This is a genomic window from Sphingobacterium shayense, assembly GCF_013179575.1.
Taxonomy (GTDB): Bacteria; Bacteroidota; Bacteroidia; order Sphingobacteriales; family Sphingobacteriaceae; genus Sphingobacterium; species Sphingobacterium shayense.
In genome coordinates, this window is the sequence record NZ_JABMCQ010000088.1 from 1 (window position 1) to 16,919 (window position 16,919).

11 protein-coding genes and 1 pseudogene are annotated in these 16,919 nt (G+C 41.3%); all 12 read left to right on the top strand.

Annotated elements, in window-relative coordinates; genetic code table 11:
- Positions 1-1,140, top strand: a 1,140-nt coding sequence (locus HP439_RS11465) for a glycoside hydrolase family 140 protein (RefSeq protein WP_172390477.1), incomplete at its 5' end; no start/stop codon positions are given.
- 5 nt (positions 1,141-1,145) lie between these two features.
- Positions 1,146-2,057, top strand: coding sequence for a glycoside hydrolase family 43 protein (locus tag HP439_RS11470; RefSeq protein WP_172390478.1), 912 nt, complete (start codon positions 1,146-1,148; stop codon positions 2,055-2,057).
- Positions 2,058-2,072: 15 nt separating this feature from the next.
- Positions 2,073-3,902, top strand: coding sequence for a sialidase family protein (locus HP439_RS11475; RefSeq protein WP_172390479.1), 1,830 nt, complete (start codon positions 2,073-2,075; stop codon positions 3,900-3,902).
- A gap of 16 nt (positions 3,903-3,918) precedes the next feature.
- Positions 3,919-6,711 (top strand): glycoside hydrolase family 2 TIM barrel-domain containing protein, encoded by a 2,793-nt coding sequence (locus HP439_RS11480; protein ID WP_172390480.1) that lies wholly within the window; start codon positions 3,919-3,921, stop codon positions 6,709-6,711.
- Positions 6,708-9,449 (top strand): alpha-L-rhamnosidase, encoded by a 2,742-nt coding sequence (locus HP439_RS11485; protein WP_172390481.1) that lies wholly within the window; start codon positions 6,708-6,710, stop codon positions 9,447-9,449. Before HP439_RS11480 ends, HP439_RS11485 begins: the two co-directional genes overlap by 4 nt.
- 10 nt (positions 9,450-9,459) lie before the next feature.
- Positions 9,460-10,614: a sialidase family protein gene (locus HP439_RS11490; RefSeq protein WP_172390482.1), complete on the top strand. Its 1,155-nt coding sequence runs from the start codon at positions 9,460-9,462 to the stop codon at positions 10,612-10,614.
- 8 nt (positions 10,615-10,622) lie between these two features.
- The gene (locus HP439_RS11495) at positions 10,623-11,777 is read left to right on the top strand and encodes an iron-containing alcohol dehydrogenase (protein ID WP_246229337.1); all 1,155 of its coding nucleotides are present in this window, start codon (positions 10,623-10,625) and stop codon (positions 11,775-11,777) included.
- 16 nt (positions 11,778-11,793) lie between these two features.
- A complete protein-coding gene (locus HP439_RS11500; protein WP_246229338.1) occupies positions 11,794-12,717 on the top strand; it encodes a dihydrodipicolinate synthase family protein in 924 nt (307 codons plus the stop codon).
- Positions 12,710-13,735: a 4-hydroxythreonine-4-phosphate dehydrogenase PdxA gene (gene pdxA, locus HP439_RS11505; RefSeq protein WP_172390484.1), complete on the top strand. Its 1,026-nt coding sequence runs from the start codon at positions 12,710-12,712 to the stop codon at positions 13,733-13,735. Before HP439_RS11500 ends, pdxA begins: the two co-directional genes overlap by 8 nt.
- Before the next feature lie 7 nt (positions 13,736-13,742).
- Complete coding sequence (locus HP439_RS11510; protein WP_172390485.1) at positions 13,743-14,855, top strand: four-carbon acid sugar kinase family protein; 1,113 nt, start codon at positions 13,743-13,745, stop codon at positions 14,853-14,855.
- A 28-nt stretch (positions 14,856-14,883) separates the two neighbouring features.
- Positions 14,884-16,464: a sodium:solute symporter family protein gene (locus tag HP439_RS11515; protein WP_172390486.1), complete on the top strand. Its 1,581-nt coding sequence runs from the start codon at positions 14,884-14,886 to the stop codon at positions 16,462-16,464.
- Positions 16,454-16,919 (top strand): annotated as a pseudogene (locus HP439_RS11520) (DUF4974 domain-containing protein); the annotation flags it as partial. The gene HP439_RS11515 and the pseudogene HP439_RS11520, both read left to right, overlap by 11 nt.

Here is a 16,919-nt window from a genome sequence, read left to right on the forward strand (position 1 = left end):
ACCGTGCCTTCAGTTAATGTTTACGGAGACTCCTCTATTACCAATAACGATGTCTCGCAGCCGCTTATTACGCAAGGGAACAATCCAGAGGATGAAATGGAGTATGACTATTGGGATCATGTCGACTTTATCATAGATGTGGCAGCACAGAAGGGAATTTACATGGCTCTAGTGCCGGTTTGGGGTACACCAGTAAAAGACGGACAGGTCAATGCTGCACAAGCAAGGTCATATGCTACATTTCTCGCTGAACGCTGGAAAGATAAAAGTAACATTATTTGGTTGAATGGAGGCGATATTAAAGGATCGGATTCAACACAGGTATGGCAGGAAATCGGTCATGCGATTAAGGCGGTAGATAAGAATCACTTAATGACCTTCCATCCACGAGGACGTACAGCATCTTCGGACTGGTTTCATGAGGCACCTTGGTTGGATTTTAACATGGTTCAATCGGGGCATAGGAACTACCAACAAGACACCTCTGCAGATGAAAAGAATCATTATGGACCAGATAATTTTAAATATATACAGGTAGACTGGGATCTCAAGCCTGTCAAGCCAACAATAGATGGTGAACCTTCTTATGAAGGTATTCCACATGGTCTACATGATATTAACTTGCCACGCTGGACGGATGCAGATGTGCGTCGGTATGGCTACTGGTCAGTGTTTGCTGGAGCCTTCGGTTACACCTATGGACAAAGCTCGGTTATTCAGATGCATGTTGCATCGGATACTTTGCCAGCGTATGGTTCAACTGAGCTTTGGTCGGAGGCGATCAATGCTCCAGGAGCGGGACAGATGCAACATATCAAGAAATTAATGCTGTCAAAAGAAAATTATTTCGATCGTATACCTGACCAATCAATAATCGCTGTGAATGGTGAGCGATACGAGCGGTTGTTAGCAACTCGTACTGACGACTACGCGTTTATCTATTCCTATACAGGTGCTCCGATGCAAATTAATATGGGGAAAATAAAAGGAGACATGGTGAAAGCCTCATGGTTCAACCCCCGTAATGGAGAAACAACCGCGATTGGCGAGTTTGAAAATAACGGTGTTCAAAAATTTGAAGCCAAAGGAGAAGTAAAAGAAGGAAATGATTGGGTTCTGATTTTAGAAAGTATTACTTAGTTATAATGAAAACAATTAGTAAGTGTTTAGTTTTTGTGTTAGCAGCATCCCTTCTGGTTTCGTGCCAGAGGGATGTTTATATGTTCACTTCGTTTCGTGAACCAGCTAACGAGGGACTAAGGTATCTATATAGTCATGATGGGTATCATTGGGACAGTATACCAGGCGTATTTCTAAAACCTGAATTGGGAGACCAGAAAATTATGCGTGATCCTTCGATGATCCGTGGTAAAGATGGTGTTTATCATCTAGTATGGACAATTGCTTGGCAAGGGGGCGCAGGAATCGGATATGCGAGCAGTAAAGATCTTATTCATTTCGATGATAAAAGAATCGTCCCTGTCATGGCTCATGAGCCTGATGTTGTGAACGTATGGGCTCCAGAACTATTCTATGATGACGACGAGGATCATTTTGTCATTATATGGGCTTCCACAATACCGTTTCGTTTTAAAAAGGGAGTGGAAGAAGAACGAAACAACCATCGGATGTATTATACGACGACAAAAGACTTTCAAAGTTTTACCCCCACGAAACTGTTTTTAGATCCTGGGTTCAGTGTGATAGATGCGGTTATCGTGAAACGAGCCAACAAGGATTATGCGCTTGTTGTAAAAGACAATACGAGACCGAACCTGAATTTAAGAGTTGCATTTGGAAATTCCGCTTTGGGTCCGTTTGAAAATATTTCTGAACCCTATACAGATTACAAAACAGAAGGACCCAGTGTAATTAAAATTGGTGATCGATGGGTTATTTATTTTGATAGCTATGGACGAAAAAGTTATAGTGCAGTGAGGACAAAGGATTTTAAGAATTTCGAAAAAATAGATCAAGAAATCTCTGTACCAGAGGGGCATAAACACGGAACTATTTTTAAGGCATCCAAAAAGGATTTAAAGCGACTGTTGAAATAACAGGAGGGGCATATTATGAAAACGATATTATTAGCATTGGGAATTTTAGTAGTGAGCATACGGTTATCTGCTCAAGATACGGTCAGGTATACTGGGGAAACGCTGTCAAATGTGGATTATCACCATGGACAGCTTACTCCAGCTGTCGGTACCCATAACATTCAAGTTTTTCGAGCTAACAGGGAGCATCCCGAACTCGCCTTTGGACATGGTTTCACCTACAATCATCAGCCGTTTCTTGCCTACTGGAACGATACTTATTATTTGCAGTTTTTAAGTAACCCAATCGGCGAACATATCGGTGAAGGAACAACTTCGCTCCAAACGTCTAAAGACGGCTACACTTGGACGGGACCAAAAGAGGTGTTTCCTCGCTATCTAGTTCCGAGGGATTTTTCAAAACCTGGAAGGACTGATAAAGCAGGAAGCGAACTTTATGCCGTCATGCACCAGAGAATGGGTTTTTTTGTTTCCAAAAACGGGAGGTTATTAACCTCCGGTTATTACGGCGTAGCAATGGATGCGGAAGATAGCCCAAATGACGGTAATGGTATCGGGCGTGTTATTCGTGAAATATATAAAGACGGAAGTTTCGGCCCAATCTATTTTATTCGGTTTAACAAAAGCTTTAAATCCAAGAAGGCCGCATACCCCCTCTATAGTAAAAGTAAAGATAAGGCATTTGTTGAGGCATGTGAAGAGTTGTTAGCAACTCCTCTGATGATGCAACAATGGGTTGAGGAGGCCGATCGCGATGATCCTTTAATACCCTTAAACCGCCCTATCAAAGCCTTCGCATACTATCATTTAAAGGATGGGAAGGTCGTAGGGTTATGGAAACATGCATTAACTTCTATAAGCAACGACAATGGGAAAACTTGGCAATATAATCCATTGCGTGCACCAGGATTTGTAAATGCAAATGCAAAAATTTGGGGACAAGAAACCAGCGACGGTCGTTTTGCAACGGTATATAATCCCTCTGAATTTCGGTGGCCACTCGCGGTATCAACGAGTGATGATGGACTAACATATACGGATCTTTTGTTGGTTCACGGTGATATAACCACAATGCGCTATGGAGGGAATTTCAAATCATATGGTCCACAGTACACTCGCGGCATCCTAGAGGGGAACGGAAATCCCCCAGGATCAGATATGTGGGTGACCTATAGTGTCAATAAAGAAGACATGTGGGTAGCGAAGGTTCCGGTTCCTATTACCTCGACTGTCAACGGAACTGTGAATGATGATTTTGCTGTGAACGGTGTTCAGGCCTTTAATTCTTGGAACATATATAGTCCATTGTGGGCCTCTGTAAAACTAGAGGGAGGTAAATTAGTATTGAGAGATAAAGATCCTTTTGATTACGCCAAAGCCGAACGTGTTATCGCTAAGACTAAACGAGCGAAAATATCCTTTTCAATCACACCAGAGCAGGCAACTCACGGGCGCTTAGAGATTGAAATTGCGAACTCCAAAGGGCAGGCCGCGGGGCGGTTAATATTTGATCAAGACGGGCAAATAAAAAATAAAGCAGGTTATCGCGATGCGGGAGTGATAGATTATCAGGCCGGAAAAACTTACGATATCGTACTAAATATTGATGTTCTTACGCGATCATTTACGTTACAGGTTAATGGGGAAGACAAAGGTACGAAGCTGTTTTTTCAACCCGTTCATGAGATTTCCAAAGTAACCTTTAGATCGGGAGTCACTAAAAGATTTCCAAATGCAGACACACCAACGGATCAGAATTTCGATGTTAAAAATGCTGGTGAATTTGAACAGGAAGCGGCGTATGGAATTTCAAAATTTCAAGCGGAGGCATTAGGTGACAATTAATATCAAGGATTATATAATGACAAGGTACTCTCTTTCGATTCTATTACTCTGGTTTTTGTCAGTCTTCGTACAAGTTGTGTATGGGCAGCAAACTGAGGTGAAATATCTTTCAGGAAAAGGAAAAGACGACGGCGTAATGTGGGACTTTATGGTTTCAGCAGGCATGAAAGCTGGGGTATGGAGTAAAATACCGGTGCCGTCTAATTGGGAACCACAAGGGTTTGGTAAATATAATTACGGTTTCGATAAAGAAGCCAAAAAAGGAAAAGAGATCGGCACTTATAAACGTAAGTTTAAAATTGATAACGATTGGAGGAATAAACAGATAAATATCGTATTTGAGGGTGTGATGACTGACGCACACGTTAAGGTCAATGGGCGAATTGCTGGTAAGGTGCACCAAGGAGCTTTCTATACCTTCAAATATGATATTACCTCTCTATTGAAATGGGGAGAGGATAATGAATTAGAGGTTGTCGTTGAGAAGCACAGCAAGAACAAATCCGTTAATGCCGCCGAACGCGAGGGTGATTTTTGGGTTTTTGGAGGGATATTTCGTCCAGTTTATTTAGAGGCATTACCGGAAAGCCACCTATCAAGAGTCTCGATTGATGCAAAAGCGGATGGACATTTACGAATGCAAGTAAGCACCCAGGGGGCCGCTGATCTTGTGGAACTCCGTTTGTTTGATGCCTTAAACAAGCCGTTTGGAAGCCCCCAACAGGTTCGCCTTTCCCAAAACGATGGACTGCTCACCGCAGAATATGCTGAGCCTAAGTTGTGGTCTGCCGAATATCCTAATTTATACCGCGCGGAAGTGCGTTTATTGCGTAAAGGAAAGCTGGTTCATAAAACTGAAAAGAAGATTGGATTCAGAACGGTGGAAGTAAAAGAGCGTGATGGGGTGTATATTAACGGACAAAAAATAAAATTCAAAGGTGTTAATCGACATTCTTTTCATCCGGAGACGGGCCGTACAACGAGTAAACAGCAAAGTATCCATGATGTGGAACTCATTAAGGAAATGAATATGAATGCCGTACGTATGGCACATTACCCACCGGATGGCCATTTTTTAGATGTATGCGATTCCTTAGGGTTATACGTGATGAATGAGTTAGGGGGATGGCATGGCTATTATGATACTCCTACCGGGACGACATTACTAAAAGAGATGATCATCACGAGTGAGAACAATCCGTCTATCATATTTTGGGCAAACGGCAATGAAGGGGGGCATAATCTTGAACTAGATTCGATTTTCTTGGAGGAAGATATACAAAAACGTCCGTTAATTCATCCATGGGCGGTATACGGGGGTTTTGAAACTACGCATTATCGAGAGTATAATTACGGTATAGGAAGTTATGATCATGGACACAATATTGTTATGCCGACGGAATTTCTACATGGGATGTATGACGGAGGACACGGAGCCGGGATAGAGGATTATTGGAAAGCTATGTGGGCAAATCCTTTATCTGCAGGAGGCTTCCTTTGGGATTTTCAGGACCAAGGAATAGTACGTACCGATAAGCAAGATTCTATTGATACCGATGGTAACCGAGGTGCGGACGGTATTGTAGGACCATATTATCAAAAAGAAGGAAGTTTTTATACGATAAAAGAGGTTTGGAGCCCTATTTATTTTGAGCCTCGTGAAATGACAGAGAAATTTGATGGTAATTTTAATATCGAAAATAGATATGCATTTACCAACATTGCTGAATGTACTTTTAGTTATAAACTTCGCCAATTTGAAAAGGCTTCAGGGAACAATCAAGAGCGAGCAGGAAACATTCAAGCTCCCGAGATAATGCCATATCAAAAGGGGGTGCTTAAAGTCGATCTACCAGCGGACTGGTACAGTTACGATGCTCTTTATATTACGGCGAATGATAGACACGGCAAGGAAATATTCACATGGAGTTTTCCAATTAGTTTACCGGAAAGGATCGCAAAACAATGGATTACTCAAGCTAAAGAGCAAATCAATTCTACTGAAACGACAGATAGCTATATAGTAACTGTTGGGGAGTTGCGATACACATTTAATAAAACCACAGGATTGTTGCAAGAGGTGAAGAACAGTAATGGCGTAATTCCTCTCACAAATGGTCCCGTATTGCAGGAGGCAGTAAATAACTATAAAGGATTCTCGTTGCAGCAACAGGGAGATACTATTAGTATTGCTTCCACATATCATAAAAAGGAAAGCTACAATACGTTAATCTGGACTATCTATCCGTCTGGACAACTAAAAATGCACGTCCAATATTTTCCAGAAAGTTATTTTACGCGATTTGTCGGCGTGAACTTCGATTTACCAGAAGAGCAAATAAAAGGTGTGGAATATATGGGAAGAGGGCCGTATCGGGTCTGGAAAAATCGTATGAAAGGTACCGAATTTGGTGTTTGGGAGAAATCCTACAATGATATGGCCACCGGAGAGATACCTTTTGAGTATCCTGAATTTAAAGGATATCACTCCAATATGTACTGGGCTGAATTTAAACTTAACGATCAGACTTTTAAAGTGTTCACCGATAGGGAAGACGTGTTCTTGCGCCTTTATACGCCTAAAGAACAAAAAGATACTGATTGGAAAAATATGGAACCTACTTTTCCTGATGGAGATATTTCGTTTATGAATGGAATATCCGGTATCGGGACAAAGACACAAAAGCCAGAAACTACAGGGCCAATGGGAATGAAGCATGTATATTATGATTTCGAGAAGGAACCTATTCGCGCATTAAATATGGTGTTGTATTTTGATTTCTCGAGTAGGTCGCAATTAAGGAAATGAACAAATTAAAACATATACTTTTAATTCTGGTCATGCTACTACATGTCGCTGCCTATGGGAACTTGTTGGTGGAAGGTCTTCGATGTGAGCTACTCTCAAATCCGAAAGGTATCGATACCGAAAATCCGCGTTTAAGTTGGAAGATAGTGAACAATAATGAACGCGGTGTGAGTCAAATAGGGTATCGGATATTGGTGGCCTCTAGTCAAGAAAATTTAGCGAATGAAAACGGTGACCTGTGGGACTCTGGGGAGGTTCAATCAACAAACAGTATCGCGGTTAAATATGCGGGGAAGAATTTAAGCTCACGGACGCAAGTATATTGGAAGGTAAAGATAAACACGAATAAAGGTGAAAGCCCGTGGTCGTCACAGGGAACCTGGACAATGGGCCTTTTACATTATAAAGACTGGTTAGGGAGATGGATTGGATTTGATAAATATTTTGACACTGATAACCAGCAGGCAGGTTCCCTCGCAGCTCGATATTTTAGAAAAGAATTTTCTTTAAATAAAAAAGTAATAAAGGCTGAAGCTTATATAATGGGTCTAGGATTGTATGAGTTCTATTTAGATGGTAAGAAGATCGGAGATCAAGTACTCGCGCCAGCGCCGACGGATTATACGAAAAATGTAAAATACAATGTTTTTGATGTTACCCATTTACTTGATGTAGGTGAACATACAATTGGAGTCATTTTAGGAAACGGACGATTCTATGCCATGCGTCAATTGAAGCCGTATAAAGTGAAAACTTTCGGGTTTCCGAAACTTCAAATGCAGTTGATGGTGACCTATGACGATGGGAGCACAACCGTTATTAAGACAGATAACACATGGAAAGGTACTGCGGATGGTCCTATTACCAGCAACAATGAATATGACGGCGAACGATATGACGCGCGAAAGGAACTTCATGGATGGTCCTCAACGAAATACGATGATGCTAATTGGTTCGTGGCGGATTATGTACAAGAGCCTGGGGGAACTTATGAGTCACAGTTGAACAGCCATATGAAGGTGATGCAGGATATAAAACCTGTCGCTATTAAAAAAATGTCGGAAGGGCGTTATATTATTGATTTTGGGCAAAATTTTGCAGGGTGGATACAGATGTATGTGAACGGCACTATAGGGAATGAGATTACCATTCGTTATGCAGAGTCTTTGGATAAAGAGGGAGAGCTTTTTACTACAAATTTGCGCGATGCAAAAGCAACGGACAGATATATTTCAGCGGGTGAGGGCGCTCAGATTTGGGAACCGAGATTTACTTATCACGGATTTCGGTATGTTGAGATAACTGGGTATCCTGGCGAAGCGCGTATAAATAATTTTGTTGGAAGAGTCGTTTACGATGAACTGACCACAATAGGTGAATTTAAATCCTCTAATACACTTCTTAATCAGATACATACCAATGCATGGTGGGGCATAGCTTCGAATTATAAAGGTATGCCTGTTGATTGTCCGCAGAGAAATGAAAGACAGCCATGGCTAGGTGATAGGCCGATAAGTGCTTACGGGGAGAGTTTTTTGTTTGATAATACAAATTTCTACATTAAATGGTTAGACGATATCCGCCTAGCGCAGACTGCCGACGGTTCAATTCCCGATGTTGCTCCTGCTTTTTGGAGATATTATAGTGATAATGTGAGTTGGCCAGGAACCTATTTATTTATTGCAGATATGTTGTATGAGCAGACAGGGGATATACGGGTTATTGGTGACAACTACCTAGCTATGAAAAAGTGGATGAAATATATGAACCGTCGTTATATGGATGAACAGGGCGTAGTCACTAAAGATAGTTATGGTGACTGGTGCTTTCCGCCTGCAACGATTGAAGCGGGTAGAGGGAAGATTGCCGATAAAAAGCATCCTAACCCATTGATCTCGACAGCTTATTATTATCATCTTTTAAATTTGATGGGGAAATTTAGTGGGCTTTTAAATTACCATTCCGATAGAAGTGATTTCATAGAACAAGCAAAAGATTTACGGTTGGATTTCAACAAAGCATTTTATCATCAAGATAGTTTCTATGGTAATAATACTTTAACGGAAAATTTATTGGCGATGTATTTTGGTTTAGTTGACGAAGCAAACAGAACTCGTCTTCAAGAGCGTATAATACAAACCATTCAACAAGAAAATAATGGACATTTAAGTACGGGTGTAATTGGAACTCAATGGATCATGAGGACACTGACAGCGATAGGGAGGGCTGATGTCGCTTTCGAGTTAGCGACGAAGACTACATACCCTTCTTGGGGCTATATGGTAGAGAATGGCGCTACCACAATATGGGAACTCTGGAATGGTAACACTGCGCATCCCAAGATGAATTCACAAAATCATGTTATGATGCTCGGAGATTTATTGGTATGGTATTACGAAAATTTAGCAGGAATTAAATCGGTAAAACCAGGATTTCAGGAAATCGAAATGTACCCTCAGTTTATAAAAAAATTGGGTTTTGTCAAAGCATCTTACCAAAGTCTTTACGGGGAAATTTATTCCAGCTGGAAAAGTGACGAGAAACTATTGTTGTGGGACATCCATATACCTGCAGGCTCGAAGGCTTATGTCTATTTACCGGTAACCGATAGTAAAAATGTGACACTTGATGGAAAGAAACTTCGCGATTTGCCAGAGTTAACTGTGCTCGGTGAAGACGGTGACCGATTAAAGCTAGCTGTCGGATCGGGAAAATATCAATTTAAAGTTAAACGATAATAATAGAATTATGATACAGAGATTTAAAGTATTTACCCTGTTTGTATTGCTGAGCGTTTGCGCCTTTACTCTTTCGGCCCAAGAAAATGCAATTCAAAAATGGAAAAAAGGGGTATTGGTAGATGAATTTATTTATGACTCGGCCGCGTTCCCGTCATGTCATTCGGCTACTCTTGCTGAAACACCCACGGGATTGGTGTATGCTTTTTTCGGAGGAACACGTGAACGGAACCCAGATGTTGAAATCTATGTGTGTCGTTATCAAAATGGTAAGTGGACCTCACCAGCTTCAGCCGCCGACGGAATTCAGCCTGATGGTAGCCGTCTACCGACATGGAACCCTGTTTTATATCAAGTGCCATCCGGAGAATTATTACTTTTCTATAAAGTTGGACCATCACCATCGAAGTGGTGGGGAATGTTAAAGACGTCGAATGACGGAGGTAAAACTTGGTCTGATGCAAGAAAACTTCCAGACGGATTCTTAGGTCCTGTAAAAAATAAACCAATATTGTTGAGTAACGGTAATCTTATCTGTCCGACAAGCACCGAAGGTAATGGATGGAACATTCACTTCGAGATGACTTCGGATTTTGGTAAAACATGGCGTAAGGTCGGCCCAATCGCGCGAGGAGACGGCGATTACGATGCAATACAACCGAGTGTGCTTGATCACGGAAATGGTAAATTACAGATTTTGGCTAGGAGTAGAAATTGGGCTATTGTTGAATCGTGGTCGAATGACAACGGTGAAACATGGTCACCCTTAGAGAAATCGAATTTGCCGAACAATAATTCTGGTACAGATGCCTTGACATTGAAAAATGGATTACATGTTTTAGTATATAATCATGTGCTTCCACCAGCAGATAGTCCTAAAGGTCCACGGACACCATTGAATGTATCTGTCTCAGACGATGGGATAAACTGGGATGCGGTATTAATATTGGAAGACTCTCCAATTAGCCAATATTCCTATCCCGCCGTCATACAGACTAGTGACGGTTTACTACATTTTGCATATACCTGGAGACGTCAAAAGATGAAACATGTAGTTGTCGATCCTTCGCAATTAAAACGTCGACCGATAAAAGACGGGAAATGGCCTGCTGTAAAAGGATATACGCTTCCGAAATTAGAAACTTATAAAGCGGAAGAAAAATAATTTTATAAATGATGTCACAACAGCAGATTTTAAGAGTAAATTTCCCAGGGAAACTCATTTTCGGGAACGGAGTGTTAACAACACTTCAACAAGATGTTAAAAGGGCAAATTTTAGGCATGTACTTCTGCTGACGATAACGCCACTATTGGAGCAACTCTCAGAATTGATTTGTGAATTGGAAGCTGATGGTGTCAATGTGCAGGTGGACACCAGTGTCGTCCAAGAGCCTACGTTTTCGGATCTCAATAGAGTGGTTGAAAAATATAAATCGGAAACTATCGATCTGGTTATCGGTATTGGGGGAGGGAGCGTATTGGACGTTGCAAAGTTAGCAGCAGCTCAGCTCAAAAGCAATCAGACCTTACCTGAAATAGTTGGTAATGGCCTTTTGAAAGATCGTAAGATCGCACTATATCTCGGGCCGGCGACAGCCGGAACGGGCTCCGAGGTATCGCCTAATGCGATACTTGTTGATCATGAAAACCAGAAAAAAGGTATTATAAGTCCATATTTAGTGCCCGACGCGGTATATGTTGATCCGTCATTGACGTTAGGAGTACCATCCGCAATTACTGCCGCAACTGGCCTTGATGCATTCACTCACTGTCTAGAGGCGTTCACAAATAAATTTTCGCAACCTTTTATTGATATGTATGCTTTTCAAGGCATGAAGCTGATTGCGGAAAATATCGTTCGAGCGGTGACCAATGGTGATGATATACAGGCACGAAATCAGGTGGCAATGGGAAGTTTGTTGGGTGGTTTTTGTTTAGGACCTGTTAATACTGCAGGTGTTCATGCGCTTTCCTATCCATTAGGTAGCATGTTCCATTTACCTCACGGACTGTCTAATGCTCTTTTATTACCTTATGTTATGGAATTCAGTTACAGCGCTTCCCCGAGCAAGTATGCGCAGGCGGCGATCGCTTTAGGGTGTAAACAAGAGCTAACAGATGAGCTAACAGCGCGGGCGGGAATCCAAAAAGTGCGACAATTAATACAAGAATGTGGGATTCCTACTCGCCTACGAGAGGTAAACATCCCTCGAGAGGCAATTCCAAAGATGGCGGAAGATGCTATGAAAATTACAAGATTATTGGTAAATAATCCTAGGGAAATAACGTTGAATGACGCCCTCTCGATATTTAATGCCGCTTATTAAAATGAAAGATAAATTAATGAATAGAGAAACAATTGTGCCAGTTGTAGCACCTCTTAAGCGCGATCTTAGTCTAGACGAGGAAGCGGTAACTCGTATTTTTGCTTATTTATATAGTAAAGGTGCAACACCTTTTATTTTAGGGACAACGGGAGAATCGGCATCATTGTCAAGTGCCTTTAAGGAACGTTACGTACAAGTCGCTGTAGACAATAAACCGGAAGATAAAAAGTTGTATGTGGGGGTTTCATCAAACATACTTCAGGATTCTATTTCGTTTGCGAACATGGCATATGATATGGGCGTTACCGATGTTGCTGCAACCTTACCGACGTATTATAAATTGTCTAATGGACAAATGGAAAAGTATTACTTAGATCTCGCTGAATCTATACTTGGAAACTTGATCATCTACAACATTCCTGCGACCACACATATGTCAATACCGATTGATTTATTGGATCGATTGAGCTATCATTCAAAAATTATCGCAGTAAAAGATTCGGAGCGTAGTCTAGAAAGACTTGATCAATCACTTGATCTTTGGAAGGACCGCGTTGATTTTAAGCATTATATGGGGTGGGCCGGAGGCTGTGCCTATGCGCTATTGCGTGGTAGTAACGGGATAATCCCCAGTTCAGGAAATTTTGCTCCTGAAATTTATACTCGAATGTGCGCTGCAGCTGAGCAGGGAGACATAGAGTTGGTGAACATATTGCAGGAACAATCTGATTCAATTGGCGCATTGTACCAAACGAATAAGTCACTTGGGGAATCGCTTTGGGGGCTAAAAGTATTGATGAAACAAATAGGTCTGTGTGAACCCTATATGATGCCCCCGTTATATGCACTCGGAGGACAAGAGGAAGATGCTCTTGTGGAATCGTTCTATGCACTGTTAAAGAAATATAACATTAATCTAAAAGAGGTAAATAATGCGTAAACCTATCATTGGAATAACTATGGGTGATCCGGCGAGTATTGGCCCGGAGATAGCTTTAAAGGCTATTTTGGATCCTAAAGTTCAACAAATTTGTCGCCCTATTTTGGTGGGGGATGCGTCTGTGTTTGAGCATATTAGGAAACAGTTAAGCCTATCAGTCGAAATTCATCGCATAGAAGACGTGGGCCAAGCTAAGTTTGAAACAGGTACAGCTGATGTGTTTGATTTAAAAAATACGGACGTTAGCCTTGTGCAACTTGGGGAAATATCTGCACACGCGGGGCAGGCTGCCTTTGAATCAGTTACTAAAGTTATTGAACTGGCGCTCGCAAATAAATTAGACGCTACTGTGACCGGACCGATAAACAAGAAGTCGATCAACGAAGCGGGACATCAGTTTGCAGGACATACGGAAATATATGCTCATTATACCGGAACTAAAAAATATGCGATGCTCCTCGTGGAAGAAAACATGCGAGTCATTCATGTCTCAACTCATGTTTCGTTACGAGAGGCTTGCGATTTAGTAAAACAAGAACGGATTCTAGAAGTTATCGATCTATTGCAAGATGGATTAGTGAGCTTAGGGGTTTCTAATTTAAAGATTGGAGTGGCTGGACTTAACCCACATGCAGGTGATTCCGGGCTATTTGGTTGGGAGGATGACACTGAAATAGCGCCAGCAGTTCGACGTGCGAAAGCAGCAGGATATGATGTCGAAGGACCTATACCGGCTGATACGCTTTTTTCAAAAGCTGCTACAGGACATTATGGAGGTATTGTCGCGATGTATCATGATCAAGGGCATATTCCTTTTAAGCTTACCGGATTTACATGGAATGCACAAAAAAAACAAATGGATAGTGTAAAAGGAGTAAATATCACAATGGGCCTACCAATAATACGTACGTCGGTAGATCACGGTACCGCTTTTGAAATCGCGGGTAAAGGTGTAGCAAGCCCTGATGCGATGATTCTTGCAATTGAGTCTGCTGTACAGCTGGCACGGAATAAATAGTAAATCGATGGGTGCAATATTGGTGATAGCAGATGATTTGACCGGAGCAGCCGAACTTGGAGGTATAGCTATTCGGTTAGGTATTCAATCCAAAATTTCACATCATTTAGATGATTTAGAATCGGAGGGGGTACAGATTATCAACACCAACACTCGATCATTACGTTCCGCCGATATACTGTGCTATTTGCAATCACTATTTCCTGAAAAAATGGATATCTCTGTCTGGGAGTGGGTGTTTCTGAAATTCGATTCCGCAATGCGGGGAGAAATTGGAATTCAGCTGGAGTTTTTTAAAAATCTTTTTTTAGCGAGACAGCTGGTATTTTGCCCGGTAAACCCGAGTTTAGGTAGAATTATTCGAAATGAGAAATATTACATCGGAGCGAAAGAGATTGCGCATTCGGAATTTGCACATGACCCAGAGTTTCCAGTTGTGCAAAGTGCAATTAAACGGCTGATTAATGTGCCGGGGATATCGTTGATCAGTGAAACGAGTGAAATAAATGTAAAAATGACGTATATTGTACCCTCGATCGCTAACAATCAAGAGATAGAACGATGGGCGGATCAGTTGCCGAATTTTAAATTGTTTGCAGGTGCAGGAGCCTTTTTCGAACGTTTACTAGTCAGATACCTGAGTTTTAAAGACCCTGTACCAACAAAAAGGATTGTGTTTGGACGACCCTTACTTTACGTTTGCGGTTCAAAACATGATGATAGCACGCAACGAATAAATCGAATTCCAAGGGATCAAGTTTTACAATGGTGCGGGCCTGGAGAAGAACGTGAACTTGCAATTAAACTAACTGAAATAATAAATCGACACGGTATTGCCGTATTTTCTGTTCAACCGCAGAAGTATTATGAGGCTTTAACTATACGTGAAAGTATGGCCCTTACGGTAAATCTTCTTCAGGAACAATGTCATATTCGTGAGCTGGTGATCGAGGGCGGTGCTACGGCGCATGCCGTACTAAAACAATTGAATATTGATGTACTTCGGCCTACCGAGGAATTGAGCCCAGGAGTGACACGGAGCGAGATTGCTGATAGGAAACAGATGGTAACTATGAAACCAGGTAGTTATCCGTGGTCGAAGGAACTTTGGGGATTTTAATCCTGAAGAAATTAAAAGCTAACAGACAATGAATAAACCGATATTAAGTATTTTGGACTATAGCATTATAGTGGCTGTTCTTCTGATCACGCTATATTTTGGATTGAAATATGCGAAGAACCAGAAAACAACAGAAGCTTATTTTTCAGCAAAAGGTCGTGTACCGTCCTGGGCAATAGGAATGTCGCTGCTCGCGACATTGATCAGTAGTGTTACTTTTTTGGGTTATCCGGCCGAGGGTTTTGCAAATAACTGGATCTTACTCGTCCAAGGTTTGATGGTGCCTATCGTTTTATTAGGTACCGTTTGGTTTATTGTGCCCTTGTATAGGAAAGTAATTGGACTTAGTACCTATGAATATTTCGAAAAACGGTTTGGGAATTTTGCTCGCTATTACAGTTCAATTGCCTTTGTTCTAAGACAATTTTCAGGAATGGGTACCGTCCTTTATTTATTAGCCGTTGCACTGTCAAGCATGACTGGAATAAACACTTATTGGATTATAATTATTGTTGGTACAATCATAGTGACAGTAAATCTGCTTGGTGGGATCGAAGCAGTTATATGGCTCGACGTGTTTCAAGGATTTATGCTGTTTGCCAGTGGTATTTTATGCTTGTTAGTATTAATATCGACAATTGACGGAGGTATTCCAGAAATATGGCGGGTTGCATCAGAAAACGGGCGCACTGGTTTCGGGCCATATGACCTGGATTTTACGAAATTGACCTTCGTGGTTATGGCCATCAATGGTATGTTCTATGCAATACAAAAATACGGAACGGATCAGACTGTAATCCAACGATATTTAACCGCTCGTTCTGATAGATCAGCTATTCGCGCGTCTTTGATGGGAATATTACTAACCGTTCCGGTTTGGGCTTTATTTATGTTTATCGGTACCTGTTTATACGTATACTATACGCAACAACCACTTCCGAACGAGGTTGGACCGAATAGTGTGTTTCCTTATTTTATAATGAGCAAACTACCAATGGGGGTGGTGGGATTCATCTTGGCCGCTATGGTCTCCGCAGCAATATGTAGTTTAAGTGCAGATTTGAACTCCTTGGCGGCAGTTGGCGTTGAAGATTATTATAAAAAACTTCGTCCTTCCAAGGTGGATAATGAATATTTAAAGGCTTCTCGTTGGATAGTAGCTATTGCGGGATTATTATCCATGCTTATCGGTTTTATCTATGTAGAGTTGGGGAGCGAAAGCATATTAGGTATAATTTTTACGCTCTATGCTATTTTCTCGGGAGGGATTGTTGGCGTATTCTTGCTCGGTGTTTTTTCTCATCGGGCTAACAGGCAAGGCGTGAATATCGCGATTGTGATTTGTATCATCTTTACAGCTTATGCCTTTCTAACAAGTACGGAAGTGGAATTCGGTGGACAAAAAATGATATTACTCGACTTGGGGGATTTTAATTTTACACATCACAAATTAATGCTAGGCGTATACAGTCATCTAGTGATTATCGTCATCGGCTACTTTGCGAGTTTATTTTATCCGAAACCGGATCTGGATAAGAATTTATTCTTTTCCGGATGGCGCGATGGTCGCAGAGCGAAAAAGAAAGGAGAAGAATTGAATGATGAATAAATTTATAAGTATGCTCCTGATGCTATTTATTGTGCCGATGAGCTATGGACAATCTTCTGATGACAGATATTCTATGTCGCTGGAAGATGTGTTGAAGGCAATCGAGCAACGCTATGATGTAACCATAAAATACAACCCGGAGCAGGTTGTAGGCCGAACATTAGATTATGCACTTTGGCGTTTTCGCCCCGATATCGATCAGACATTACACAATGTACTGGCGCCGTTGGATATGAAGGTAAATAAAGAGGGAGAAGGTAAATATAAACTCAAAGAATACGAATATTATCGTTGGGAAGTGAAAGATGGATGGGCGTATTTGGATCAACTCTCGACAAAGTATCATAATAAATCCGGTTGGCAAGTACGTAAAGAATCACTACGAAACGAGTTGTTAGGTGCACTCAAGCTTTCGCCGTTACCTGAACGTCCTTCTTCAGATATTATTTTGACAA